This is a genomic window from Gordonia sp. OPL2 (genome assembly GCF_003797825.1).
GTDB lineage: Bacteria > Actinomycetota > Actinomycetes > Mycobacteriales > Mycobacteriaceae > Gordonia.
The window spans coordinates 112,123-134,314 of record NZ_RKME01000004.1; the positions used below are offsets into that span (position 1 = coordinate 112,123).

The window sequence follows — 22,192 nt, forward strand, 5'->3', positions numbered from 1 at the left end:
TAGTTGGTCCGGGTGCGCTCGGCGCTGGTGCCGGGCTCCGACGGCGCGTCGTGCGCCGGTGTCTCACTCGTCATCGGATTGCGGCTCCACCCTGATCGAGCCGGCACGAGTCCAGCCCCATTGCGTCGTCTGCGAAGTGTCGACCCGCACCGTCGAGGCGTCCTCGACGAGCGGTGTGAGTCGTTCCAGCGCACCCCATTCGCGCGCCCAGTCGTCTTTCAGGTAGGTCGGGACCGCCTGCGCCGAGGTCGTGGACTCGGAGATCGAGAGGAGTCCGCCGTCGGCTGCGGCCTGCCAGGTCTTCGACTGCGAGTTGGCGATCGGGTAGTCGGGCAGGATGCGCCACTGCGGGACCTGCGCCACGCCGTTGCTGACCAGCAGCGGCTGCTGGCACGGGAAGTGCGCGGCGACCGCGAAATCGATCACCGTCGGCGACGACGAACCCACCACCTGCTGCAGCGACTGCAGGCGCGGAGCGCGCGGCGGGGTGATGCCGATGAATTGATCCTGGCCGAGATTGTTGTCCAGCAACGACATCCGCATGACCGTGGCGGCCGGGGGAGCGGCGCTCATCGGTACCCGCAGGTTGCGCCACGGCCGGTTGGTGATGACCGGCCCCGGATCGATCGGCAGTACGTCGGGTCCGATCTGACTGAACGATCCGTCCGGGCCCGGACGACCGAACTGGACGACGAGCTTCTGCCCGAAGTTGCGGACCCCGAATGTGTCGATCGTGGACACCGCACCGGCAGTGCTGAACACGAGCAGCGGCGACGCGTCGCGCGCGGGCAGGTCGTACCAACCGGTGGTGAGCCGAGCCTCACCGGGGAAGCCGTAACTGCCGAGAACCGGGGTGGTCGCCGGGTCGAGCCCGTACGGCAGGGCCACCGTCGAACCGTTCACCGTCCGCGGACCAGTGCCGCCCGTGGTGCCGGCGCCGAGTCCGCCGGTGATGGCGAACGGTTTCGCCTGGCTCGCCGACACATTCATCTGACCGGGCCGTTGACTGCCGGGTTCGGGCGACAGGTCGTCGGCGATGCCGTTCGGGGTGAATCCGACCGATCCCGAGCCGCTCAGCGCCGCCGACGCCGACTCGCCGTCGGCCGGTGTGAGCATGCCCGCATTCGGGTCGGACTCCACCAGGACCTCGTCGGCCATGCCACAGCTGTTGCCGCGCAGGGTGTTCAGGTTCTCGGTCAGCACCGTCGTCGCGGGATACCGGGTGACCGCGCCCTTCGCGAAGACCAGCAGTTCGGCGACGACCATCAGGCCGGCGATGATCGCGATCGGCGACGACGCCAAGAAGAGTCGACGACGATCGGCGCGTGTCTCACCGGGCCCATCGCTGACGTGGGAGAGTCCCTTGTTCTCGACGTAGTCGAGGCGAAGGTGCTGCCACACCGCGATCGCGGCGGTGATCACGGCCAGGATCAGGAACACCGTCGACACCGGGCGTCCGGCGAGGACGGGGGCGCGGTCGAACCAGGAGATGCCGTAGTCGTAGGCGAACGGCCACGCGTTGTAGCCGGCCATCGCGGCGGCCAGGGCGAAGAACAGGCCCGAGACGAAGACGGTCAGGTTGCGCGCGGAGCGGGCCGCCGACTGCGCGACCGCCAGCGTCGCCGTCGCCGCGATCGCCGCCGCGAGCCCCGCGAAGATGCCGAACTGGATGGTCCACTTGGTCGGGGTGAAGGCCAGGAGCAACATGGTGACGCCGATCGACCCGATCAGGCGCCACGTGGGACCGGGGTCGACGGCCAAGATGCGGGTGCGCCGCAACATGACCGCGACCGTCACGATGAGGCCCGCCAGCAGGAGCAGCACCGGCACCCGTCGGGTCAGGGCGCCGTCGTCGGTGGTGACGGAGATGAAGTAGTAGCGCAGGAACTCCTGATGCCAGCTGATCACCGGCCCGACCTGGTAGCGCAGCTTCATCGCCTCGAGCACGGTCGCCAGCGTCTGATCGCGGAACACGACCACCACGACCAGCAGACCGGCGGCCAGGACGGGCGCGAACAGCGCGGCCGCGCCGGTCTCCCGGCGGCGTTCGAGCAGGATGTGCAGCAACGGACGCGCCGACACCAGCAGGATGGCGACCGCGATCACACCGTGCGGCGCCAGGGCGAGGGTGAAACCTGCGGCGACGGCGCCGAGCGCCGCCGGGAGCAGGCGTCGGGTGGCGATCGCCTGCTCGGCGGCCCACCACGTGAGCAGCGAACCGAGCACGATGATCGGCTCGCTGCGCAGACCGCTGTTGAACGGCAGCCAGAACGCGATGAACACCAGTGCGGCCGCCCAGAGCGCCCAACCGCTGCGCCGCACGCCCGCACCGAGACGGGGCAGCAACACCCGGCTGAGGATGAACCACGAGACCAGGCCGGCGATCAGCGGCGGAATGTGCATCCACAACAGCGACGGTGAGATCGACGACCAGTGCGCCAGGAAGCTGTAGTACCAGTCGAACGGGGCCTCGGGGATGCCGTACCAGCGGTAGTAGTCGGCGAGATAGCCGGAGGCGTCCGCGGTACGCCCCATGTTCAGGATGTAGCCGTCGTCGGGGGTCCCGGCGCCGAGGACGGTCCAGATCAGCAGCACGCCGGTCACCATGATGTCGGTCGCCCGGGGGATCAGCGTCCGCCACCACGCTGCCGTGCGTCGACCGATCCGTCGGTGGTAGCCGTACGCGCGGTCGAGCAGACCGAGCGCGATCAGTGCGACCACCACCGCGACGACGGCCAGCACCATCACGATCAGTTTCAGGACACTCGAGGAGCTGACGTAGCGGTTGTCGATCTCGACGTGCACGCGGACATCCCCGGCCTGCACCTGTGCCGCGTCCAACACGGTGAACATGCCGTCCACCTGCGGGCGCTTGTCCGGCGGCAGCGAAGTCGACTCGCCAACACCACCGACGAACTCGGCTCCCACACCCGTCGGTGCCGACCAGATGTGCAGTTCGGTACAGCGGGCGAGCTGATCGCGGGGCGCGCTCGCGGCGAGCGTGTTGCGGAACGTGACCGCCACGGTGTCCCGGGTGGCGGTGACATACAGCGCCGACGACTTGCTCTTCGGGGCGTTGGTCGGCATCGTCGCGAGCACCACGCCGCCCTCAGCGGGCAGCTGCTCGAGCACGCGGCATCCGATCGTGGCGTCCATCGAGCGCGGGGTCTGCGCGATGAGCGGTGCGACGACATCGGCCGACGATCCGGAGAGGTTCTGGCCCGCCGGCCAGTCGAATGATGCGTCGGTGGCCTTGACCGGCAGAAACGGTGTGAGTGCGCACAGCAGGATGCCGATGACCCCGGCGACGACGGCCACCGTTCGGGCGGTGCCGGTGGACACCCTCGCGGTCGGGCTCGTCTCGTCCGGCGTGGAGGACGGGGCTGTCACAGGCACGATGTCTGATGCTAAGCGACTTACCTGAGAGGACCTAGTCGAACCCGGGCCTGCTCTCGGGGCTCCAGTCGCGCTTCAACTAGGGTCTCGGTCTGATGACTGCCTTTTTCCGATCGGCGACTCCGCGTGTCTGGGCGTTGATCGCCACCGTTGCCGGACTCGTCGCGATCGTCGCCGCCGTGCTGACCCCGCTGCTGCCGGTCACCGAGCGCACCGCCTCGATCGACTGGCCCGACCGGGACGTCGCGAGCGCGACCAGCGCGTCGGTCACGGCTCCGCTGACGACGCAGTCACCTGCGGTGATGGACGCGAGTATCGGCTGCCGCACGCTGGCCGCGACACCGGACGACACCACGACGACCGTGCTCGCGACCATGCCGACGTCGGGCCTCAACGCGCGGGACAAGGCGCTGTTCGTGACCGCCGATGCCGACGCGGCGACCGTCACGGTCCGCGGCAAGGATCTGCTGCGGGTCCCGCGTACCGATCTCGCGCGGTGCGAGCGACTCGTGCTGACGTCGTCGCCGGCGGGGGTCGAGGCGCGAGCCGTCGGACTCGGCGCCGTCGGCACCACCGGCCCGGAGAACCGTCCGCAGGTGTCCGGCATCTTCACCGCGCTCGATCCCGGTGCCGCGTCGCGCGCCGCGGCGGACGGACTCGCGGTCCACATCGACGTCGACAACCGCTTCGACACCACTCCGTCGATCCTCAAGCTGATCGTGATGATCCTGGGCATCCTCGCCGCGATCATCACCTTCATCGCGATCGCCGCCCTCGACGACGCGCATGGTTATCACCGTCGCGTGGGGCGCCGCCGACGCGCCGGGTCGTGGTGGTCGCAGGTGCGTCAGCTGTTCGCGCCGCGTCTCGCCGACCTGGCCGTGACCGCTGCGCTCGTCGTGTGGCATTTCCTCGGTGCGGGCTCGTCCGACGACGGCTACATCCTCGCGATGGGCCGCAACGCCGACGAGGCCGGCTACCTCGCGAACTACTACCGCTTCTTCGGGATCCCGGAGGCTCCGTTCGACTGGTACTACAGCTTCCTCGCCCACTGGGAGTCGGTCTCGACGGCCGGTGTCTGGATGCGGTTGCCCGCGTTGATCGCCGGGCTCGTTTCATGGTTCATCCTCAGCCGCGTCCTGCTGCCCCGGCTCGGCGGCGCCGTCCGCCGCTCGCAGTGGGCGATGCTGACGGCCGCCGCCGTGTTCGTCGCCTTCTGGATGCCGTTGGCCAGTGGCCTGCGCAGCGAGGGGATCGTCGTCCTCGGTTCGCTGCTGACCTGGTGGGGTGTGGAGCAGGCCGTCGCGACGCGTCGGATGCTGCCGGCTGCGGGAGCCGCGCTGGCCGCGGGTCTCACCCTCGCCGTCGCACCCCACGGCCTTATCGCCGTGGCCCTGCTGATCGCGGGCTCGCGACCGATGCTGCGCACCATCCGCCGACGACGCGCGGAGAGCGGGCTCCTGCCGTTGCTGGCACCGATCGGAGCTGCTGCGGCGCTGGTGGTGATCGTCGTCTTCCGTGACCAGACGCTGGCGACGATCGCCGAGACGATCCGCATCCGCTACACGGTCGGGCCGACTCTCGTCTGGTACCAGGAGTTGCTGCGGTTCTACTATCTGTCACTCACGACGCAGGACGGCAGCCTCGTCCGTCGCGTCCCACTGTTGCTGCTGCTGGCGGCGGTGTTCGTCACGATGGCGGTCATGTTGCGGCGCAAACACATCCGCGGTGTCGATCCGGGTCCGGTGTGGCGTCTGATCGGCGCGATCCTGCTCACCGTGCTGCTGCTGTCGTTCACCCCGACCAAATGGACGGTGCAGTTCGGCGTCTACGGCGGCGTGGCCGCCGCGATGGCCGCGGTCGCGACGGTCGCGGTCGCACAGTCGGCGCGCCGGTCGCCGCGTAACCTGTGGATGTACATCGCCGTCTTGATGTTCGCGTGCGCGGTCGCCGTCGCCGGGGAGAACGCGTGGGGGTGGGCCTACGACTTCGGCATCTCCTGGTTCGACAAGGCGCCGTCGATCGCGGGAACCCAACTGTCGTCGGTCTTCCTGGTGCTGACCGTGGTGGCGCTCGCGGTGGCGATCTGGTTCCACCTGCGTATCGACATCGAGGCCGAACGCGGGGTAGTCGGACGTGGCGCAGTCGGACGTGGCGCAGTCGGAGGTGGCGCCAAGCGAGACGAACGCCCCGTGTCGAAGACACAGATCGCGATCGCCTCCGCGCCGATGCTGGTGATCGCCACCCTCGTCGTCGTCGGCGAACTGGCGCTGTTCGCCAAGGCGGCCGCGGCACGAACCGACACCTACACGACCTTCAGCGCGAACATGCATGCGCTGGCCGGCAACCCCTGCGGGATGGCCGACGACGTGCTCGTCGAGCAGGACCCGAACCGCGGTGCGCTGCAACCGATCGGGACCTCCGACATCTCGCGGGCGCTGCGGGGCGAGTCCACCGGGTTCACCCCCGACGGCGTGGCCGGCGACCTCATGCCGGACCCGACGTCACTGGGTGCGGGCACCATCAACACCTCCGGCGATCTGTCGCGTCCGTTCGTGGTGACCGGCGGACCGCCCGGCACCACCGGCGGCACCGGACCCCGCACGGTCAACGGATCGACCGCGGCGCTGCCGTTCGGCCTCGACCCGAAGACCACACCGGTGCTCGGCAGCTACGGGCACGACAACGGCACCGCCGAACTCACCTCGATGCCGTACCGGCTGCCCGACCGCGGGGCGTCGCCGCTCTTGGTGATCACCGCGGCCGGTCCGGTGTACGCCCTCGACCAGGACGGCGTCGGTCAGTTCGGGCGCTCGCTGCAGGTCGAGTTCGGACGTACCGGCGACGGAGGCGAATCGTCGGACGGAGGCGACTTCACGCAGATCGGCAAGCCGTTCATCCCGATCGATCCGGGTCCGGAACGTCCGAATCGGCCGTGGCGCAATCTCCGCATCCCGATGTCGGCCGTGCCGCCGGGCGCCACCGCGATGCGGATCGTCGCCGAGGACAACAACCTGAGCCCCGATCAGTGGGTCGCTTTCACCCCGCCGCGCGCACCCGAGCTGCGCACGCTGCAGGAGGTCGTCGGCAGTGAGACGCCTGTGCTGCTGGATCTGTCGGTGGGCAGCCAGTTCCCGTGTCAGCATCCGATGAGTTCGCGCCATGGCGTGTCCGAGGTGCCGCAGTGGCGGATCGTGCCGGACCAGACGACCACGAACTCGAAGTCGAAGACGTGGCAGGCCTCGGTCAACGGCGGCATCCTCACCACCCCGGAGGCGTTGACGCGTGCGAGCACCGTCGGCACCTACCTGAACAACGACTGGTACCGGGATTGGGGTGGGCTGCAGCGACTGTCGCCACTGATGCCGGATGCGAGTCCGGCAGTGGTGACCTCCGGGACGACGACGAGATGGGGTTGGACACGACCCGGCGCGATCAGGGTGGTGCCGCAAGATGACTGAACGTACACGCATGAGTGACAGGACCATCCGGACCGCGAAGATCGTCGCGGTGGTCGCCGGGGCTCTCGGCATCCTGCTGGCTCTGGCCTCGCCGTTCCTGCCGGTCACCTACACCAAGGCCGAGCTCCAGTGGCCGCAGAACAACACGGTCGAGAACGTCGCCGCGCCGAATGTGTCGTATGTGCCGGTGTCGATGGACATCTCGGTGCCCTGCGACCTCGCGGCCGACCTGCCGGCGTCGGGTGGCGTGTTGCTGTCGACGGTGCCGGAGAACGGTGCCGAGGCGGGCACCGTCGGACTGTTCGTCCGCGCCACGGCCGATCGCATCCTGGTGACCCAGCGAAATGCTGTGCTGCTGAGCGTTCCCCGCGCCCAGGCGCAGGGCGACGATCAGTGCCGCGTGGTGATCCACTCGGACACCAGCGGCACGCGCGGTGCGATCGAGGGCCTCGCCGATCCCGACGGCACCCAGCATGAGTTCGATCTCGCCGATCCGAATGCCCGTCCGCAGATCATCGGCGTGTACACCGATCTGCCGAAGTCGGCGTCCACCGATGGACTGTCGTACCGCTCCACGATCGACACCCGGTTCATCTCCAGCCCGACGTTCCTCAAGGGGCTCGCGCTCATCGTCGGCGTGTTGTCGACGGTCGTGTCGCTGATCGCGCTCGCCGTCCTCGACGCCCGGGACGGCAGACGACTCCGTCGACTGCTGCCCGCCCGGTGGTGGCGGGTCACCCCGCTCGATCTGGTGGTGACCGGGGTGCTGGTCGTGTGGCTGTTCGTCGGTGGCAACACCGCCGACGACGGCTATCAGGTCACCGTGGGCCGGATCGCCCCGGGTGCGGGCTATCTGGACAACTACTATCGATATTTCGGTGCGCCACAGGACCCGTTCGGCTGGCACTACCAGTACCTCGCGCTGTGGATGCAGGTGAGCACCGCGACTCCGTGGCTTCGTCTGCTGCCGTTGCTGTTCGCACTCGTCGGCTGGTTCCTCATCAGTCGTGCGGCGCTGCCGCGACTCGGTCATGCGGTGCGGTCGTCGCAGGCGGCCCGCTGGGCCGCTGCGCTCGGGTTCCTCGCTGTGTGGCTGCCGTTCAACAACGGCCTGCGCGTCGAACCCGCACTCAGCGTCGGCATCCTGCTCACCTGGGTGCTCATCGAATGGGCCATCGCCAGTGGACGATTCCTGCCACTCGCCCTCGGCATCATCACCGCGGCGTTCACCCTGACCATCCACCCAGCGGGTGCGATAGCGGTGTTGCCGCTGCTCGCGGCGATCCGCCCGCTGCTGAAGAGACTGCGGGAGAGACGACGACGCGACGGCCTGCTGCCGCTGCTGGTCCCGATCGTCGCCGCCGGACTCGCGGTGCTGTTCGAGATCTTCGCCGACCAACCGTTGGCCGCGATCCTCGAGGGTATCGAGGTGCAGGGCATCGTCGGGCCCACCAACAAGTGGTGGACCGAGGCGATGCGGTACTACATCCTGCTCAACCCGACGCCCGACGGTTCGATCGCGCGCCGCGTCGGCATCTTCGTGACCATCCTCGCGGTCCTCATCATCGTGCTGACGCTGCTGAGCAAGCGTCGGGTTCCCGGCATTGCCAGCGCGCCTCTGTGGCGTCTGGTCGCGGTCACCGCCGGCGCGGTCGCGGTGCTCGCGTTCGTGCCGACCAAGGCCACTCACCAGATGGGCGCCTTCGCCTGCCTCACCGGTGTACTCGCCGCTGCCGCAACCGCATTCCTTGCGCCATCGGTGATGCGGCGGCGGTGCAACCGGACGTTCATCGCGGCGGCGTGCGCCTACGCGCTGGCGGTCGCATTCGCCGGCCGGAACCAGTGGTGGTACGTCGGGAGCTACGGAATCCCGTGGGGCGACGACACCCCGAACGTCCGCGGATACGGGCTGTTCATCCCGATCCTGATCGTCGCGGTGCTGTTGACCGCGTGGGGTGCGTGGCAGTACTACCGCGACGACCGGCTCGCCGAACGCGGTGAACTGCCGGAGACCATCGGCAACCCGAGTCTGATCCAGCGGATGCCCACGTATTCACTGGCGATCATTTCTGCCGTGATGCTGCTGTTCACGTTTGTGTCGTTCGCGAAAGCGTTTCAGACGCAGCGTGATTCCTGGTCGTGGACGAGTTCGAACATCGATGCGCTGCGTGGCAATCCGTGCGCGCTGGCCGACGCGGTGCTCGTCGAGGCCGACCCCAATGAGGGCGTGTTGTCGGCGGCTGATGTTGCGGGCCAGCGGAATCCGTCGCCGGGTGCGGCGTTGGCGGGCGTCGGGAGCGCAGCGAGCGGGCCTGATTCGACGGGCGCCGGGAGTGCAGCGAGCGGGCCGGACGCAACCGGCTCTGGCATGACCGGTTTCGATCCGAACGGGGTGTCGGCGCATCTGGAGAGTTCCGCCGACGGTGACAGCGACTCGTCGTCGGCGACGGGTCAGGATCGCACTCAGACCGATCCGGCCGATGCGCAGGAGGAGCCGAGCGGGACCGCGAACACCGCGGACACCGGCGGCGGTACCACCTCCAGCCGCGGCGTGAACGGGTCGTCGGTGAAGTTGCCGTTCGGGCTCGACCAGCAGCGCGTGCCGGTGCTCGGCACCTACGGGACACCGACCGGCCGCGGCCATCTGACCTCTGACTGGTATCAGCTGCCGCCGCGCGCCGAAGATCGGCCGATCGTCACGATGGCGGTGGCCGGTGAGGTCGAGTACGTCGACGAACTCGCGGTCACGCATCCGGGGCAGAAACTGCGGCTGGAGTTCGGCCGGGTGGAGTCGGACGGTCGCGTCACCACGGTGGCGTCGATGATGCCGCTGGGCCTGGACTCGGCGCCCGAGTGGCGGAACATGCGTTTCCCGCTGGATCAGGCGCCGCCGCGGGCAACCGTCGCTCGCATCGTCGCCGACGACACCTCGGGTGACCCGTCGCAATGGCTGGCCGTCACCCCGCCGCGGGTGTCGTCGATGGTGACGCTCAATGACCTTGTCGGCAGCGAGGATCCGGTCCTGCTCGACTGGGAGGTCGCGTTCGCGTTCCCCTGTCAGCGTCCGGCCTCCGCGGTCAACGGCGTGCTCGAGACGCCGCAGTGGCGGATCACCCCGGATGCCGAGGGTGAACGCGTCAACTCCCGGCGATGGATGGCCGGCGACTACGGCGGGCCGCTCGGCATCGTCGAGAACGAGCTCCGGCCCGTCGTGTTGCCCGCGTATCTCCGTAATGGCTGGGCGAAGGACTGGGGCAGCCTGCAACGGTTGACCCCGCTCAAGCCGCAGGTCGACGCCGAGATCACCGTGACCGACGATGTGCACGGCGGCATGTGGACGCCGGGTCCGATGCGGGCGATCAAGAACTGAGCCCCGCTTTCGTAGTACGAACACGTGATCGGCGCGTGTTCGTACTACGAAATCGCGTACTGGTCAGTGTCGGATCGGCGCCGGACTCCACAACCCGCTGCGGGTGGCGGTGCCGGTGTCGATGTCGGCGAGGGTGGTCACGTCCCCGTACGGGGTGTAGCGCTCGAGGGAACCCCAGTCGCGGCCGATGTCGCCCTGCATGTAGGTGGCCATCGAATCCGCTTGCTGCGACACCTCGATCCAGCCGAGCGGTCCGCCGCCGAACGAGTCCTGCCATGCCGACACGGCGGCAGCCAGGTCGGCGCCGGGCTTGATACGCCACTTGGGGATCTCGGCGACACCGTTGCGATGCGTGAACGGGCGCTGGCACGGGAACACCAGTCCCGATGTCCAGTCGACGTGCACCGGGTCCTCGCGGCCGACGACCTGCTGCAGGGTCTTCATCTCCGGCAGGCGGGGCGGGGTGACGACGATGAACCGGTCCGTCGACAGGTTGTCGTCGTCGGCGACGATCCGCACCGCGGTGGCGTCTTCCGGGATGGTGTCGGTGGTGACCCGCACGTTGCGCCACGACGGCCGTGGTCCGGGATCGACGAGTTCGGTGTCGCCCGCGGCCTTCAGCGAAGCGTCGCGAGTGCCGGGACCGACCGGATCGGTTGTGTACTCCAGCAACAGGTTCGGGTTGTCGTAGAGTCCCGCGACCGAGAAGGTCAGCAGCGGCCGGTCGCGGAAGTCCGCGGGTAGCGCGTACCACGCCGACGTGAGCCGAGCCGGAACCTGATCCGTTGTTGAGTAGCTCCCCATCACCGGGGTGGTCGCCGGGTCGAGGAAGAACGGGAGTTTCGCGAAGCTGCCGTTGGCGCCGGCCCGCGATTCCACCCCGCCGCCGGTGCCGCCGGTGTTGGCGGTCAACACATCCGGAGAGGCCGACGCCGATCCGGCCAGTACGCCCAGCGACCCCTCGGACGCGGTGGTCTCGAGATCGACCGGTACTCCGTTCGCGGTGAATCCTGTTGTCGCGGGGCGGGTGCCGTCGGGCGGTGCGGTGGCCGGGCCCGCGAGCGGGTCCGCGATGGAGCCGTCGACGGGTTGCAGGAGATAGCGGCTCGGGTCGGTCTCGACCCACACCTTGTCGGCCATTCCGCATTCCTCGCCGCGCAGCGCCTCGAGGTTCGAACGGGGCACCGAGTACGACGAACTCTGCTGGATTCCGGCGAACACCGCGGTGATCAACACGAAGATCACCACTCCGCCGGAGATGAACGCCAGCGGAGCCGACGCCACCACCGACCACGCACGCCGGTACCAGGTTCGCGGACGGTGATGTGCCGGGTCCGCGGGGTCGGTGCCCGCGAACGGTTCCCGGAAGTGGAACCAGAGAGCAGCGAGCAACAGTGCCAGCGACCCGTACAGCAGGATGTCGGCGAGTTTGAGACCGAAGGTGACCTGCTGGATGCCCCACGGCATACCCCAGGACGAGGAGTAGTAGTACGAGTTGGGCGCGGTGAACGCCAGTCCCGCGATGAACAACACGAGCGCCGCGAAGAGTGTTCTGTTGCGGCGGGAGTGCATAGTGTCGTTGCTCGCGGCGATCACCGCGATGGCGGCGAGTGCTGCGGCGAGTCCGGCGAACACACCGAAGTGGTGAGTCCACTTGGTCGGGGTGAACATCAGGAACACCAACGACGCGAACGTGATCCCGACAATGCGCCGCGACGGTCCCAGCGCTGTACCGGGGATACGGCTTCGTCGGATCAACATCGCCGCCGACACCACGAGACCCAGAATCATCGCGAGCACTGCGAACCGCCGGGCGATCGAGCCATCGGCCGAGAACGCGAACAACGACGAATAGCGGTTGATCTCGTTGTACCAGTGCGCAGAGGGCCCGAGCGCCGACTTCATCTGGGACGCCTCGACGAATGAGCGCAATGTCAGGTTCGAGAAGACCACGAAGATCACGAAGGTCCCGGCGGCCAGGATCGGGGCCAGCAGCGCGACGTAGGCCCAGCGGTCGTTGCCGATCACCCTGGCGCGCTTGATCAGTGCCAGCATCATCGGTCGAGCGCCGGCGATCAGCGCGGCGACCGCGAGCAGACCGGTTGGACCGGCGGCGAGGCTGAACGCACCGATCAGACAGGCCACGGCGGCGGGGAGCAGTCGGCCGGTCGCGATCGCCCGTTCCACCGAGCACCAGGTCAGCAGGGCGCCCAGGCAGATGATCGGCTCGGGGCGCAGCCCGTTGTTGAACGGGAACCATGAGATGAGGAAGACGAACGCGGCCGTCCAGCCGACTGCCGGCCGGGTGATCGCCGCCCGGCCGAGGCGCGGGAGCACCTCGTGGCTGATGATCAGCCAGACGCCGATACCGCACAGCAGTGCCGGTATCCGCATCCACGGGCTCGCCACGCTGACGTGACTGAGCAGCCCGAAGACCTGGTAGTACCAGCCGAACGGCGCTTCGGGCGCGCCGTACCAGCGGAAGTAGTTGGCCGTGTACTGCGCGTCCTGGGCGACCCGCGACATCGTCAGCAGATAGCCGTCGTCGGACGTGTTGGGTCCGATGAAGTGCCACAGGATCAGCGACCCGATGACCACGTAGTCGCGGGCGTTGAGCCGCCACCATCGCGCGGGAAGGAAACGACGATGCTTTCGACCGTCGGTCGAGTCGAGCGCGGCGAGCGCAGCCAACGACAAGAGGGTGGCGATGATGCCGACGATCAGCACCAGCCACTTCAGGATCGTCGGGGCGGTCGAGTAGCGGGAGTCGATCGTGACGTGCGCGCGCAGCCCCGGTATGCCTGCGGCCTGGCCGTCGAGGTCGGTGAACAGTCCAGTGACCTGCGGACGCTGATCCTCGCTGTAGGTGGTCGACTCGCGTCCGGCGGTGGTGCCGTCCAGCGGCTCGCCGTCGTCGTTGCGCATTCCGACGAACTCGGCCGAGACGGCCTCGGAATCGGCGTGCACTGAGATCTCGCGGCAGTCCTGTGACCGGATCTGTGCAAGCGTCGCCGAGACCAGCGGCATGTTGCGGATGACGACCTCGACGGTCTGTCGGTCGGCCGGATCGCCGGGCTGCCCGGTCTTGCGGATGAACAGGCCGCGTTCGGGGGATTTCTCTGCCTGCTTCGGGGTCGTCGACAGCAGGACCGACTCACCGTCACCGAGCTGCTCGATGGCGGAGCACGGCACGTGGGCGTCGAAGTCGATCGGGACGTAGCTGATCAGCGGCGCCTCGACGGACCCGACGGTGCCGTCCTGCGGCCACGAGATCTGGGCGGTCGTCTGGTGGACGGGCATCAGCGGAGTCGCCAACGCCATCAGGAAACCGAGCAGGCCGGTGATGATGGCGACGATCTTGGCTCGTCGGACCGTCTGCACTGGCACAAAGAGAGATGGTAACCGTTGGCCCTGGGCGCCCTGTCCGGCCGAACGGCTCAACTATGGTTGGTGCCATGTCGGACACCGAGACCAGCCGTGAACCGCTCCCGATCCTGCTGCTCAACGGCCCGAACCTGAACACCCTCGGGGTGCGGCAGCCAGAGGTGTACGGCTCGGACACGCTCGCCGATGTCGTCCAGCTGGCCGAACGGACGGCATCCGAACTGGGCTTCGGCCTGCGCGCGGCGCAGACCAATCATGAGGGCGAGATGATCGACTGGATCCACGAGGCCCGTGGACAGATCACTGGCATCGTCATCAACCCGGCCGGCTGGACCCACACGTCGGTGGCGCTCGCCGACGCCTTGGTGGTGCCGGAGGTCCCGATCATGGAGGTGCACATCAGCAACGTGCATAAGCGTGAGTCGTTTCGGCACCACTCCTACGTCTCGCCACTCGCCGCAGGCATCATCGTCGGCTACGGCATCCGCGGCTATGAGTTCGCCATCCGCAGGCTGGCGGAGTTGGTGGGCTGATCGACCTGAGGGTGCGACCCTGAGTCGGTGACCGCCGTGGATGTCACGGATCGCGCACACCGGCAGACGGGTTGTCTGCGGGTGCCGTCGGATACGCGGCATCCTGTGGTGCCGTGGTTTCACGCTGTGGAGTTGTCAAGGTACGGATGCGGTCCCGGCGTGGCCGGGTGCGAGATTGTGGTCGGTGGAAAGTCGTTATGCGCTCAGGCGGCGACGGCGACGGCGTCGAGGGTCAGGGTGCGTCTGTTGTAGCTGGGTACGGGTCTTCGGTGGGGGTCGACGGTCGCGGGCGGTGTCAGCCAGGGGTGGTGGTCGGCGCCGATGAACACCTCCCACCCGTTGTGGTGGACGTCGGCGTGACACGACGGGCACAGCAGGCACCCGTTCTCCAGGCAGGTGTCACCGCCCTGGCTCCAGTGGTCGATGTGGTGGGCGTGGCAGCGTTCTGCGGGTGCACCGCATTTGATGCAGCACCTATCGCGGATGTAGAGGGCTGTGCGTTGTGCGGGTGTGAACAGGCGTTTGTCGCGGCCGACGTCGAGGGGGACGGTTTCGCCGTCGACGAGCAGCGGCGTGATCGTCGGGTCACAGGCCAGGCGGTTCATCGTGGCGCGGGTGACCGATCCCATGTGCTCGAGTTCGGACAGTCGTGGATTGTCGGCGGGGATGGTCAGCAGCACATGGGTTCTCGGAACCATGGCCGCGTCATTTCCGCCTGCGGCGGCGATGTCGAGGATGGTCTCTAATGCGTCGGCGAGGCGTCGTTCGGTGGAGCGGGCGTCGGGGGAGCCGTCGGGTTCGGGGCGGGGTGCACCGTGGCGTTCCATGGCGGCCTGGAATTTCTCGCCGACCTCGACATCGAGGTCGGCCTCGACATGGATGCGTCCGTCGGTGGTCTTACTCTTCGTGAGCGTGTTGATGCTGCGGTCTTCCGCGGCAGGCACGCCGCCGAGAGTGTCGTCGGCGATCAGGTTGCCCAGGGTGCGGGCACGGTCGATGATTTCGGCGGGGGTGGCGCCGGAGAAGTGTTGGGCGAGAAGATCTGTCACATGGTTTAGACGTTGGGTGTCGTCGATCGGTTCCGGTGATCTTTTCCCGATGTGCTCGATACCGCGGACGATGGCGTCAGCATGTTCACCGGAGATGACGCCGTCGGCGGCGTGTGCGGCCAACGTCGGCAGTGTGGTGAGCGATCCGGCGATACGAATCAGTCGTTGGGCGACGGCAGGCGCTACTCCCATGACAATCAACAACTCTCGGGTGCTACGCCCGTGGTCTTTCGCGACCCGCAACCGGTCGAGGGCGGCGGTGAGGACGGCGGCGTGGTGATCGATCAGGTTGCGCAGCGTCAGAAGCGCCCGCATCGCGTCGAACGCGAGAGGACCAGTCATGTCATCGTCGTCGACGCACAGCCGGTGGACGGCGGCACAGATGTCGGAGATGTCGTCGATGATGCTCACAGCGTTCCCCCAAGAGTCGACAGATCAGGCCAGCAGGAGACTCATCGGATTCTTGGGACCACACCCAGGAGTGTGGCGGTAACGCACATCAACTTCGAACCTGCTGTCACCAATCTATCGAACACATGTACGAAGCGCAAGGGGAATTCTCAACTTGTTTCGTGGGTGGTCGAGACCGAGACGCACAATGCAGTGGTGCTGCACATCGAGATCTGCTCGCCCGCGCATCTGACCGACGACGTCCTGGGGCTGGTGAGAGACGACGAAGCAGTCAGCTCGGTCGCCGTCGTACGAGGTGCGTCGCTCAAACCGGTCGGTGACCTGGTCAAGATCGACGTCGCCCGGGAGGCCGCTGACGACCTGATCACCGCGGTCCGCGATCTCGGCGTCGCGGACAAGGGTTCCCTGCGAGTCGAGGAGGTGGAGACCTTCCTGTCCCGCGGTGCGCTCGAGGCAGAGCGGCGCGCTCCCGGATTCGGCTCTGATGCGGTCGTCTGGGCGCAGGTCGGGCGGCGCGCCTACGGCGAGTCCGAGCTGAACTTCACCTATCTGGGGTTCATGATCCTGGCAACCGTGCTGGCGGCGATCGCGGTGGTGCTCGATTCGCAGATCCTCACCGTCGGGGCGATGGTTCTCGGTCCCGAGTTCGGGGTCATCACGGCGATCTGTGTCGCTGTCGTACTCCGGCGGCCGAATCTGCTGTGGATGTCGGTGCGCACGTTGGCCGTCGGATTCGTGGTCGGCATCGTCGCCACCTTCGTGTTCGCACTCGTCGTGCGCGGTCTCGGCTGGGTGACCGTCGACGATCTGCGGCACCATCCGGAGACCGAGTTCATCTATTCGCCGGACAAGTGGTCGTTCATCGTCGCCATCCTGGCCGCGGTCGCGGGCGTCCTGTCGATCACGTCGGCGCGGACGGGTGCGCTGTCGGGGGTGTTCATCTCGGTGACGACGATCCCGGCCGCGGGCAACCTGGCGCTGGCGTCGGCGTTCGGCGAATGGACCGAGGTGCGCGGCTCCGGATTGCAGCTCGTGGTGAACATCGGCGGTATGGCCCTCGCGGGGTGCCTGACGCTCTGGATCCAGAAGGTGCTGTGGAAACCGTTCTCACGACGACGCGTCGAGCGGGTGCGTGCGACCGGGTGAGGCCGGCGTCTGGCCGTCAGGAGCTCGTCACGCGTATGTTCCGAAATCCGCGGTGACGCCGAGGCGTGTCAGGAATGCCACGCGATCGAATCCGGTGGCGGCGACGTCGGCGGCGACTGCACTCCCGGCATCGCGGAGGGCGTCGCGAGACTCCCAGGTCACCGCGGTCACGACGTTGTAGACGCTGTCGCCGTCGACGAGAGTGATCACATCGTTGCGGACGATCCCAGGCTGCCTACCGAGGATCTCGTGGGTGTGACGGAGCTGTGCGAGAAATTCGTCCATGGCCGGTGCGGGGACGGAGAACTTGTCGATGCGATGCAGGGCGGTCGTCATGCGCACACTCTCGTACTTCAGGTCCACTTGAAGTCAAGCAGCTGAAATTAATTGCAACTGAGGGGTTGCAGTACCCGCGAGGCTTATGCAACTATCGAGTTGCAGATAAATCGACCAGGAGGACATCATGGACACCGAATACGATCGCATCGAACGACAGATCACGATCGAGGCCTCGCCCGAACGGGTCTGGGAACTGGTGAGCGAACCGGGTTGGTACATCAACGATCAGACGATCGTGGAGCATCAGCTCGAGCGCGACGGTGACGTCACCTACGTCACCGATCCCCAGTACGGCCGCTTCGCCTTCCGTGTCGTTCAGCTCGATGAACCGTCGTATGCGGCGTTTCGCTGGCACATCGACACCGACGATCTGTCGAGCTCGTCGACCCTCGTCGAATTCTGGCTGACGCCGGTCGATTCGGGCGTTCTGCTCAAGGTCGCCGAGTCGGGGTTCGCCTCGTTGAGCGAACCGGAGGCAGATCGCCGCTCCCGATTCGACGACCACACCCAGGGATGGCCCCTCGAGCTCGACATGGCTCGCGCCCACCTCACCGGAGCTGCCGCCCGTGCCTGACGCGCTCGACTCCGAGGCGCCAGTCGATCTGTTCGCGGCTCTCGCCGATGACAGTCGATGGCAGATTCTCGTCCGGCTGTCCCGCTCGCCCGCCTCGGCCTCGGCCCTCGCCGCCGAACTCCCGATCTCGCGACAGGCCATTGCGAAGCACCTCCGGGTGCTGGAGGACGTGGGGTTGGTGAGTGCGGCCAAGGCCGGCCGCGAAGTCCGCTACGAGCCGGTCGGCGCGCGCCTGTCTCAGGTCGCGCGCCAGCTCGACACCATTGCCCGCGGCTGGGAACGTCGTCTCGACCGCATCAAGACGATTGCCGAATCACCGTCTCGGGGGGACGACCCTTCGTGACGGACCTCCGCTTGCGCTCCGGTCCTCCTCAGGGATCAGAGGTCTCATCCCTCAGGTGCGAGGCCGGCCGACACCGGTCCCTGAGGAGCGAGGCGCCAGCCGAGCGTCACGAAGGGTCATCACCACGAAAAGGAAACCATGACAACCGAACTCGAGCACGATCGCATCGAACGCGAGATCACCATCGCCGCACCGGCGCAACACGTCTGGGAGCTGGTGAGCGAGCCTGGCTGGTACATCAACGACAAACAGATCGTCGAACATCGGATCGACCGCGACGGTGATCTCGCCGTCGTGCATGATCCGACCCACGGGGCCTTCGCCTTCCGTGTCGTCGAACTCGACGAGCCGCGGTACGCCGCATTCCGCTGGCTCGCCGATCCCGACGACCCCGAGAGTGACTCGACACTCGTCGAATTCTGGGTGACACCAGAGGAATCCGGCGACGGGGTGATCCTCAAGGTCGCCGAGAGTGGGTTCGCCTCTCTGCCCGGCACCGCCGCTGAACGTCGCGAGCGCCTCGAGGGGAACGTCGAGGGTTGGCGGATCGAGCTCGACCTCGCGCGAACTCATCTCACGACCGGCAACGCGTAGGGCCGATTGTCGCGGTGAGGCTCGGGCAGTATTCGTGGTCTCGATACGCCTCGGACTCGCTTCGCTCGCTCGTGGCTACTCGACCCGGTGGGGGGTTGCGGCTACGACACCTCGAGCGCGCGCCGCGCGGCGTCGGCCACGGCGCCGTCTGCGCGCGGCCCGTGCCCGGGAAACAGAGTCGTCGCGTCGAGAGTGGTGAACGATTCGACGGTGCGCCGCGCGGTCGCGACATCATGCTGGAAGGCATCCGAGATGCACTGCGGACCGGTGATCGTCGAGATGGGATGTCCACTGACGAGCGCGTCCCCGGACACCAACACCTCGCCGTCCGCGATCAGGTAGGCGCTGTGTCCGTCGGTGTGTCCGTGGGCGGCCACCGGGACTGGCCGGCCGGGAAGATCCAGCGGGTCGGGGAACGGCTTGGCGTCGTCGATCCCTCTGCGGCTCAACACACCCAACGGCGTCACCTTCGTGAGCCAACGCAGCACACGCGGTCGATAAGCAATCGGGACGATGTCCCCGGGCCCGGCCTGTTGCAGATGCTCCCGACGCGCGTGGGAAACCTCGACGGGATCCATGTAGACGTCGAATCCGTACTTTTCCTGTAGCTTCGCGAGGCCGCCGATGTGGTCGACATGCGCATGGGTCAGCAGCGCGCCCCGGATGTCCTCGGGACGCCCGCCGATGTGCCGGATCGACTGGACGACATCGGCCGCCTGGCCCGGGTAGCCGCCATCGATCAGTGTGATGTCCGAACCCTCTTGGAGCAGAACCCAGTTCACGACGTCGCTGTGCACCAGGAACGCCGACGACGAGCCCGCGTCGACACGGCTGATCATGAACCGATTTCTTTCGACGATCATCGCCGCACCACCACCACGAACGGGCCCACCTCGGTCACGACGAAACGGGGGTCGGCGAAGGCGGCCGGATCGAAGGTCACCGTGTACCGCTTGACGTTCGGATCATTCGGATAGACGTCCTCGGCCAGCCGCAGTGTGTATCCGTCTGCGGCATAACGGAACAGGAAGACGTCGGGCGGCGTCCACGGGGAGCGGTCCAGCTTCTCGATGAGCTCGTCCGGGCTGGTCGAGTCCGCCCAGCGCTCGATGGTCTTGGCGCGTTTGTCGAACTCGGCCAACGGGTTCGCGTAGTGCGAGGTCAATCCCTGGAAACCCCAGTAGGGGTAGATCGAGAGGAAGCCGTAGTCGGCGGTGAGCACGACGTTGTCGGTGGCAGGTCTCTTCGTCTGCTCGCGGATCAGCCGATGGATCTCGGGGTAATACGACTCGGCCCCGGGCGGTCGCTGATCGGCGCGCGCGCCGTAGCCATCGGTATCGGTGTAAGCGGTGGTGATCTCGGTCGACAGGAACCCGGGGACATCCTGTGCCACAGCCATTGCCGCGACCGTTGCGACCGCGCCGATGGCGAAGCGGACGTCACCGAATCGGCCGACGGCCCAGCGCGACAGGTCGGCGAGCGCGAGCACACCGGCCGCCGCGAGCGTGGCGTTCAGGATCGGGTCGAGACGGAACGACAGCAGCGTCGTCCCGCCGGCCGTCAGCAGCATCGACAGCAGGCAGAAGAGGTAGATCGTCACCACCGCGACACCGAGTGCGAGCGCGACGGTGCGCTCACGGAAGCGCAACAAGATCCAGATCAGGCCGACGAGACTGAGCAACCCGACGAGGGTCAAGTGGAAGAACGGCAGCGGGAGGATCGCACCGCGTTCGGGGAGATAGTGTTCGGCCGTACCGCCGCTCGCGGGTTCGCTGCGCACTCGAGACCACAGATAGGGCGCCCACACGAGGAGCGCGATGAGACCGGAGATGACCGCGATCGACGCAAGTCGGGCGATGATCGCACCGATCACCGACCGTCGTCGGCCGGACACGGTGGCATCCGGTACGGACTTGTTGGCGGCTCCGAACCACGCCTGCACGATGAGGTAGCAGGCCATGAGCACCGCGGTGAGTGCGAACAGGCCGGTGTAGAGCGTGTAGAACGTGGCGCTCAGACCGAGGAACGCGCCGGACGCCAGGACCGCGGCCCAGCTGGTGCCCGACCGGAGTCCGCCGACCGGCCCTTCTGTGGCCCGGGATCGACCGCGTAGCGCGTACAGCATCGTGATGAGCATCGGGACGCCGAGTAACACCAGAACAGCCGCATAGGGTTCCGGAGACGCGAACATCAGCGTGATGACGGTGACGGCCAGGGCGATCGGGATGCCGCGGGTCGCGCCGAGCATCCGGTTCCACAGCAGGATGCCGACCGCGGCCGCAGCCGCCATCGACAGGATGGCCCACGGTTTGTAGGCCTCCCAGCCGGGCAGACCCTCGAGCCCCGCGTAGCGTCCGCCCCACCAGAACCAGCCGGCCGGGTAATAGGGCGGCAGGTCGAGGTAGGTCATGTCCGCCAGACGCGGACTGCTCGTCATGCGGGTCAGGTACTCGGTACGGAACTCCTGATCCACCGACAACCCGAACAGGTAGAGCTTCGTCGCGCCCAGCGGCATGCCGAGGGTGACGGTGACGAGGCCCGCGGTCGCGATCGTCGAGATCAGACTCGTCAACCACCCGGTCGACGACCGGCCCGACCGATAGCGGTTGAGCAACACCACGAGTACCAGGGCGGCGACGGCCACGACCTGGCCCACGGTCGTCAGCGCGCGGGTGACGTTGGAGGAGTTGAACGACGGCCAGTCGACCGTCGCGATGACCTTGAGGCCGATGAACGCGACGAGCGCACCGACGATCGCGCCGATGAACAGCTCGCCGACGTCCCGGGCGCGGCGAACGGTCGTGTTCACGATCAGATGGGCAGACGACGGAAGATCGGCCGCGGGATGTGCCGCAGGATCATCATCACGAACCGGAACGGGCCGGGCGCCCAGACGATCTCCTTGTGCTTGTCGGCCGCGGCGACCGCCATGCGGGCGACGTCCTCCTTGTTCACGGTCAGCGGGGCCTCGGCGACGTGGGCGGACAGCCGGGTGCGGACCTGGCCGGGGCGGACGACGAGGACGTGGATGCCGAACGGGCGCAGGGCATCTCCGAGGCCGAGGTAGAAGCCGTCGAGGCCGGCCTTGGTCGAGCCGTACACGAAGTTGCTGCGCCGCACGCGTTCTCCGGCGACCGAGCTCATCGCGATGATCTGCCCGAAGCCCTGGGCGCGCATCTTCTCGCCGAGCAGCACGCCGACCGACACCGCGGCGGTGTAGTTGATGCCGACTTCGGTGACCGCGGTCTTCTGGTCCTGCCAGGCCTTCTCGTCGTCGGGCTGGATACCGAACGCGACGACGGCGACATCGATGTCACCACCGGCGAAGGCCTTGTCCAACACGGCCGGATGGGTGTCGGGGGCGAGGGCGTCGAAGTCGATCTGCTCGACGCTCGAGGCGCCGGCCTTCTGCATCTTCTCGACGGCCGCGGCGGCGGTCGGGTCACCGGGCACGGTGGCCAGGACCACCCGCATCGGGCCCTTCTTCAGGTACTCCTCGGTGATGGCGAGGCCGATCTCGGAACTGCCTCCGAGGACGAGGACGGACCGCGGCACGCCGACGGCGTTGATCATGATGTGGATTTCCCTTCGA

The 22,192-nt window shown here is 67.6% G+C and carries 14 protein-coding genes; 7 read left to right on the forward strand and 7 right to left on the reverse strand.

Going from position 1 to position 22,192, the window contains the following annotated elements:
* Positions 1-63 precede the first annotated feature (63 nt).
* Positions 64-3,342, reverse strand: a complete 3,279-nt coding sequence (locus EEB19_RS06240; protein WP_262365494.1) for an arabinosyltransferase domain-containing protein — start codon at positions 3,340-3,342, stop codon at positions 64-66.
* A gap of 149 nt (positions 3,343-3,491) precedes the next feature.
* Here EEB19_RS06240 and EEB19_RS06245 point away from each other — a divergent pair, with 149 nt between their 5' ends.
* Both EEB19_RS06245 and EEB19_RS06250 read left to right on the forward strand, forming a co-directional pair.
* Positions 3,492-6,857, forward strand: a complete 3,366-nt coding sequence (locus tag EEB19_RS06245) for an arabinosyltransferase domain-containing protein (RefSeq protein WP_187584253.1) — start codon at positions 3,492-3,494, stop codon at positions 6,855-6,857.
* Positions 6,858-6,867: 10 nt separating this feature from the next.
* Entirely contained in the window at positions 6,868-10,227 is a 3,360-nt protein-coding gene (locus EEB19_RS06250) for an arabinosyltransferase domain-containing protein (protein WP_262365478.1), read from the forward strand.
* Between the two features lie 63 nt (positions 10,228-10,290).
* Here EEB19_RS06250 and EEB19_RS06255 read toward each other — a convergent pair whose 3' ends face one another.
* Positions 10,291-13,614: an arabinosyltransferase domain-containing protein gene (locus tag EEB19_RS06255; protein ID WP_187584256.1), complete on the reverse strand. Its 3,324-nt coding sequence runs from the start codon at positions 13,612-13,614 to the stop codon at positions 10,291-10,293.
* Between the two features lie 68 nt (positions 13,615-13,682).
* On the opposite strand from EEB19_RS06255, the gene aroQ reads away from it, so the two are divergent.
* Positions 13,683-14,144, forward strand: a complete 462-nt coding sequence (gene aroQ / locus EEB19_RS06260) for a type II 3-dehydroquinate dehydratase (RefSeq protein WP_187584258.1) — start codon at positions 13,683-13,685, stop codon at positions 14,142-14,144.
* A gap of 203 nt (positions 14,145-14,347) precedes the next feature.
* Here aroQ and EEB19_RS06265 read toward each other — a convergent pair whose 3' ends face one another.
* On the reverse strand, positions 14,348-15,604 hold the full coding sequence (locus tag EEB19_RS06265; protein ID WP_262365479.1) for an HNH endonuclease signature motif containing protein: 1,257 nt from the start codon (positions 15,602-15,604) through the stop codon (positions 14,348-14,350).
* Between the two features lie 195 nt (positions 15,605-15,799).
* Here EEB19_RS06265 and EEB19_RS06270 point away from each other — a divergent pair, with 195 nt between their 5' ends.
* On the forward strand, positions 15,800-16,750 hold the full coding sequence (locus EEB19_RS06270; protein ID WP_187584260.1) for a DUF389 domain-containing protein: 951 nt from the start codon (positions 15,800-15,802) through the stop codon (positions 16,748-16,750).
* Between the two features lie 27 nt (positions 16,751-16,777).
* On the opposite strand, the gene EEB19_RS06275 is transcribed toward EEB19_RS06270, so the two are convergent.
* Positions 16,778-17,086 (reverse strand): antibiotic biosynthesis monooxygenase, encoded by a 309-nt coding sequence (locus EEB19_RS06275; RefSeq protein WP_187584262.1) that lies wholly within the window; start codon positions 17,084-17,086, stop codon positions 16,778-16,780.
* A gap of 127 nt (positions 17,087-17,213) precedes the next feature.
* Here EEB19_RS06275 and EEB19_RS06280 point away from each other — a divergent pair, with 127 nt between their 5' ends.
* From EEB19_RS06280 to EEB19_RS06290, 3 genes are all read left to right on the forward strand, one after another.
* A complete protein-coding gene (locus EEB19_RS06280; protein ID WP_187584264.1) occupies positions 17,214-17,663 on the forward strand; it encodes an SRPBCC domain-containing protein in 450 nt (149 codons plus the stop codon).
* A complete protein-coding gene (locus EEB19_RS06285; RefSeq protein WP_187584266.1) occupies positions 17,656-18,006 on the forward strand; it encodes a helix-turn-helix transcriptional regulator in 351 nt (116 codons plus the stop codon). The genes EEB19_RS06280 and EEB19_RS06285 overlap by 8 nt, the downstream gene beginning before the upstream one ends.
* Positions 18,007-18,144: 138 nt before the next feature.
* Positions 18,145-18,600: an ATPase gene (locus tag EEB19_RS06290; RefSeq protein ID WP_187584268.1), complete on the forward strand. Its 456-nt coding sequence runs from the start codon at positions 18,145-18,147 to the stop codon at positions 18,598-18,600.
* A 101-nt stretch (positions 18,601-18,701) separates the two neighbouring features.
* On the opposite strand, the gene EEB19_RS06295 is transcribed toward EEB19_RS06290, so the two are convergent.
* Genes EEB19_RS06295 through EEB19_RS06305 form a run of 3 tightly spaced genes read right to left on the reverse strand, consistent with a single transcriptional unit; the run spans position 18,702 to position 22,173 of the window.
* Entirely contained in the window at positions 18,702-19,463 is a 762-nt protein-coding gene (locus tag EEB19_RS06295; RefSeq protein WP_187584270.1) for an MBL fold metallo-hydrolase, read from the reverse strand.
* On the reverse strand, positions 19,460-21,409 hold the full coding sequence (locus EEB19_RS06300; RefSeq protein WP_262365480.1) for a galactan 5-O-arabinofuranosyltransferase: 1,950 nt from the start codon (positions 21,407-21,409) through the stop codon (positions 19,460-19,462). The genes EEB19_RS06295 and EEB19_RS06300 overlap by 4 nt, the downstream gene beginning before the upstream one ends.
* A gap of 2 nt (positions 21,410-21,411) precedes the next feature.
* Positions 21,412-22,173, reverse strand: coding sequence for a decaprenylphospho-beta-D-erythro-pentofuranosid-2-ulose 2-reductase (locus EEB19_RS06305; protein ID WP_187584271.1), 762 nt, complete (start codon positions 22,171-22,173; stop codon positions 21,412-21,414).
* Positions 22,174-22,192 lie beyond the last annotated feature (19 nt).

Coding starts and splice junctions, on each gene's coding strand:
- EEB19_RS06245 (WP_187584253.1), top strand. CDS start 3,492: ATGACTGCCTTTTTCCGATCGGCGACTCCGCGTGTCTGGGCGTTGATC.
- EEB19_RS06250 (WP_262365478.1), top strand. CDS start 6,868: ATGAGTGACAGGACCATCCGGACCGCGAAGATCGTCGCGGTGGTCGCC.
- aroQ (WP_187584258.1), top strand. CDS start 13,683: ATGTCGGACACCGAGACCAGCCGTGAACCGCTCCCGATCCTGCTGCTC.
- EEB19_RS06275 (WP_187584262.1), bottom strand. CDS start 17,086: ATGACGACCGCCCTGCATCGCATCGACAAGTTCTCCGTCCCCGCACCG.
- EEB19_RS06280 (WP_187584264.1), top strand. CDS start 17,214: ATGGACACCGAATACGATCGCATCGAACGACAGATCACGATCGAGGCC.
- EEB19_RS06290 (WP_187584268.1), top strand. CDS start 18,145: ATGACAACCGAACTCGAGCACGATCGCATCGAACGCGAGATCACCATC.
- EEB19_RS06295 (WP_187584270.1), bottom strand. CDS start 19,463: ATGATCGTCGAAAGAAATCGGTTCATGATCAGCCGTGTCGACGCGGGC.
- EEB19_RS06305 (WP_187584271.1), bottom strand. CDS start 22,173: ATGATCAACGCCGTCGGCGTGCCGCGGTCCGTCCTCGTCCTCGGAGGC.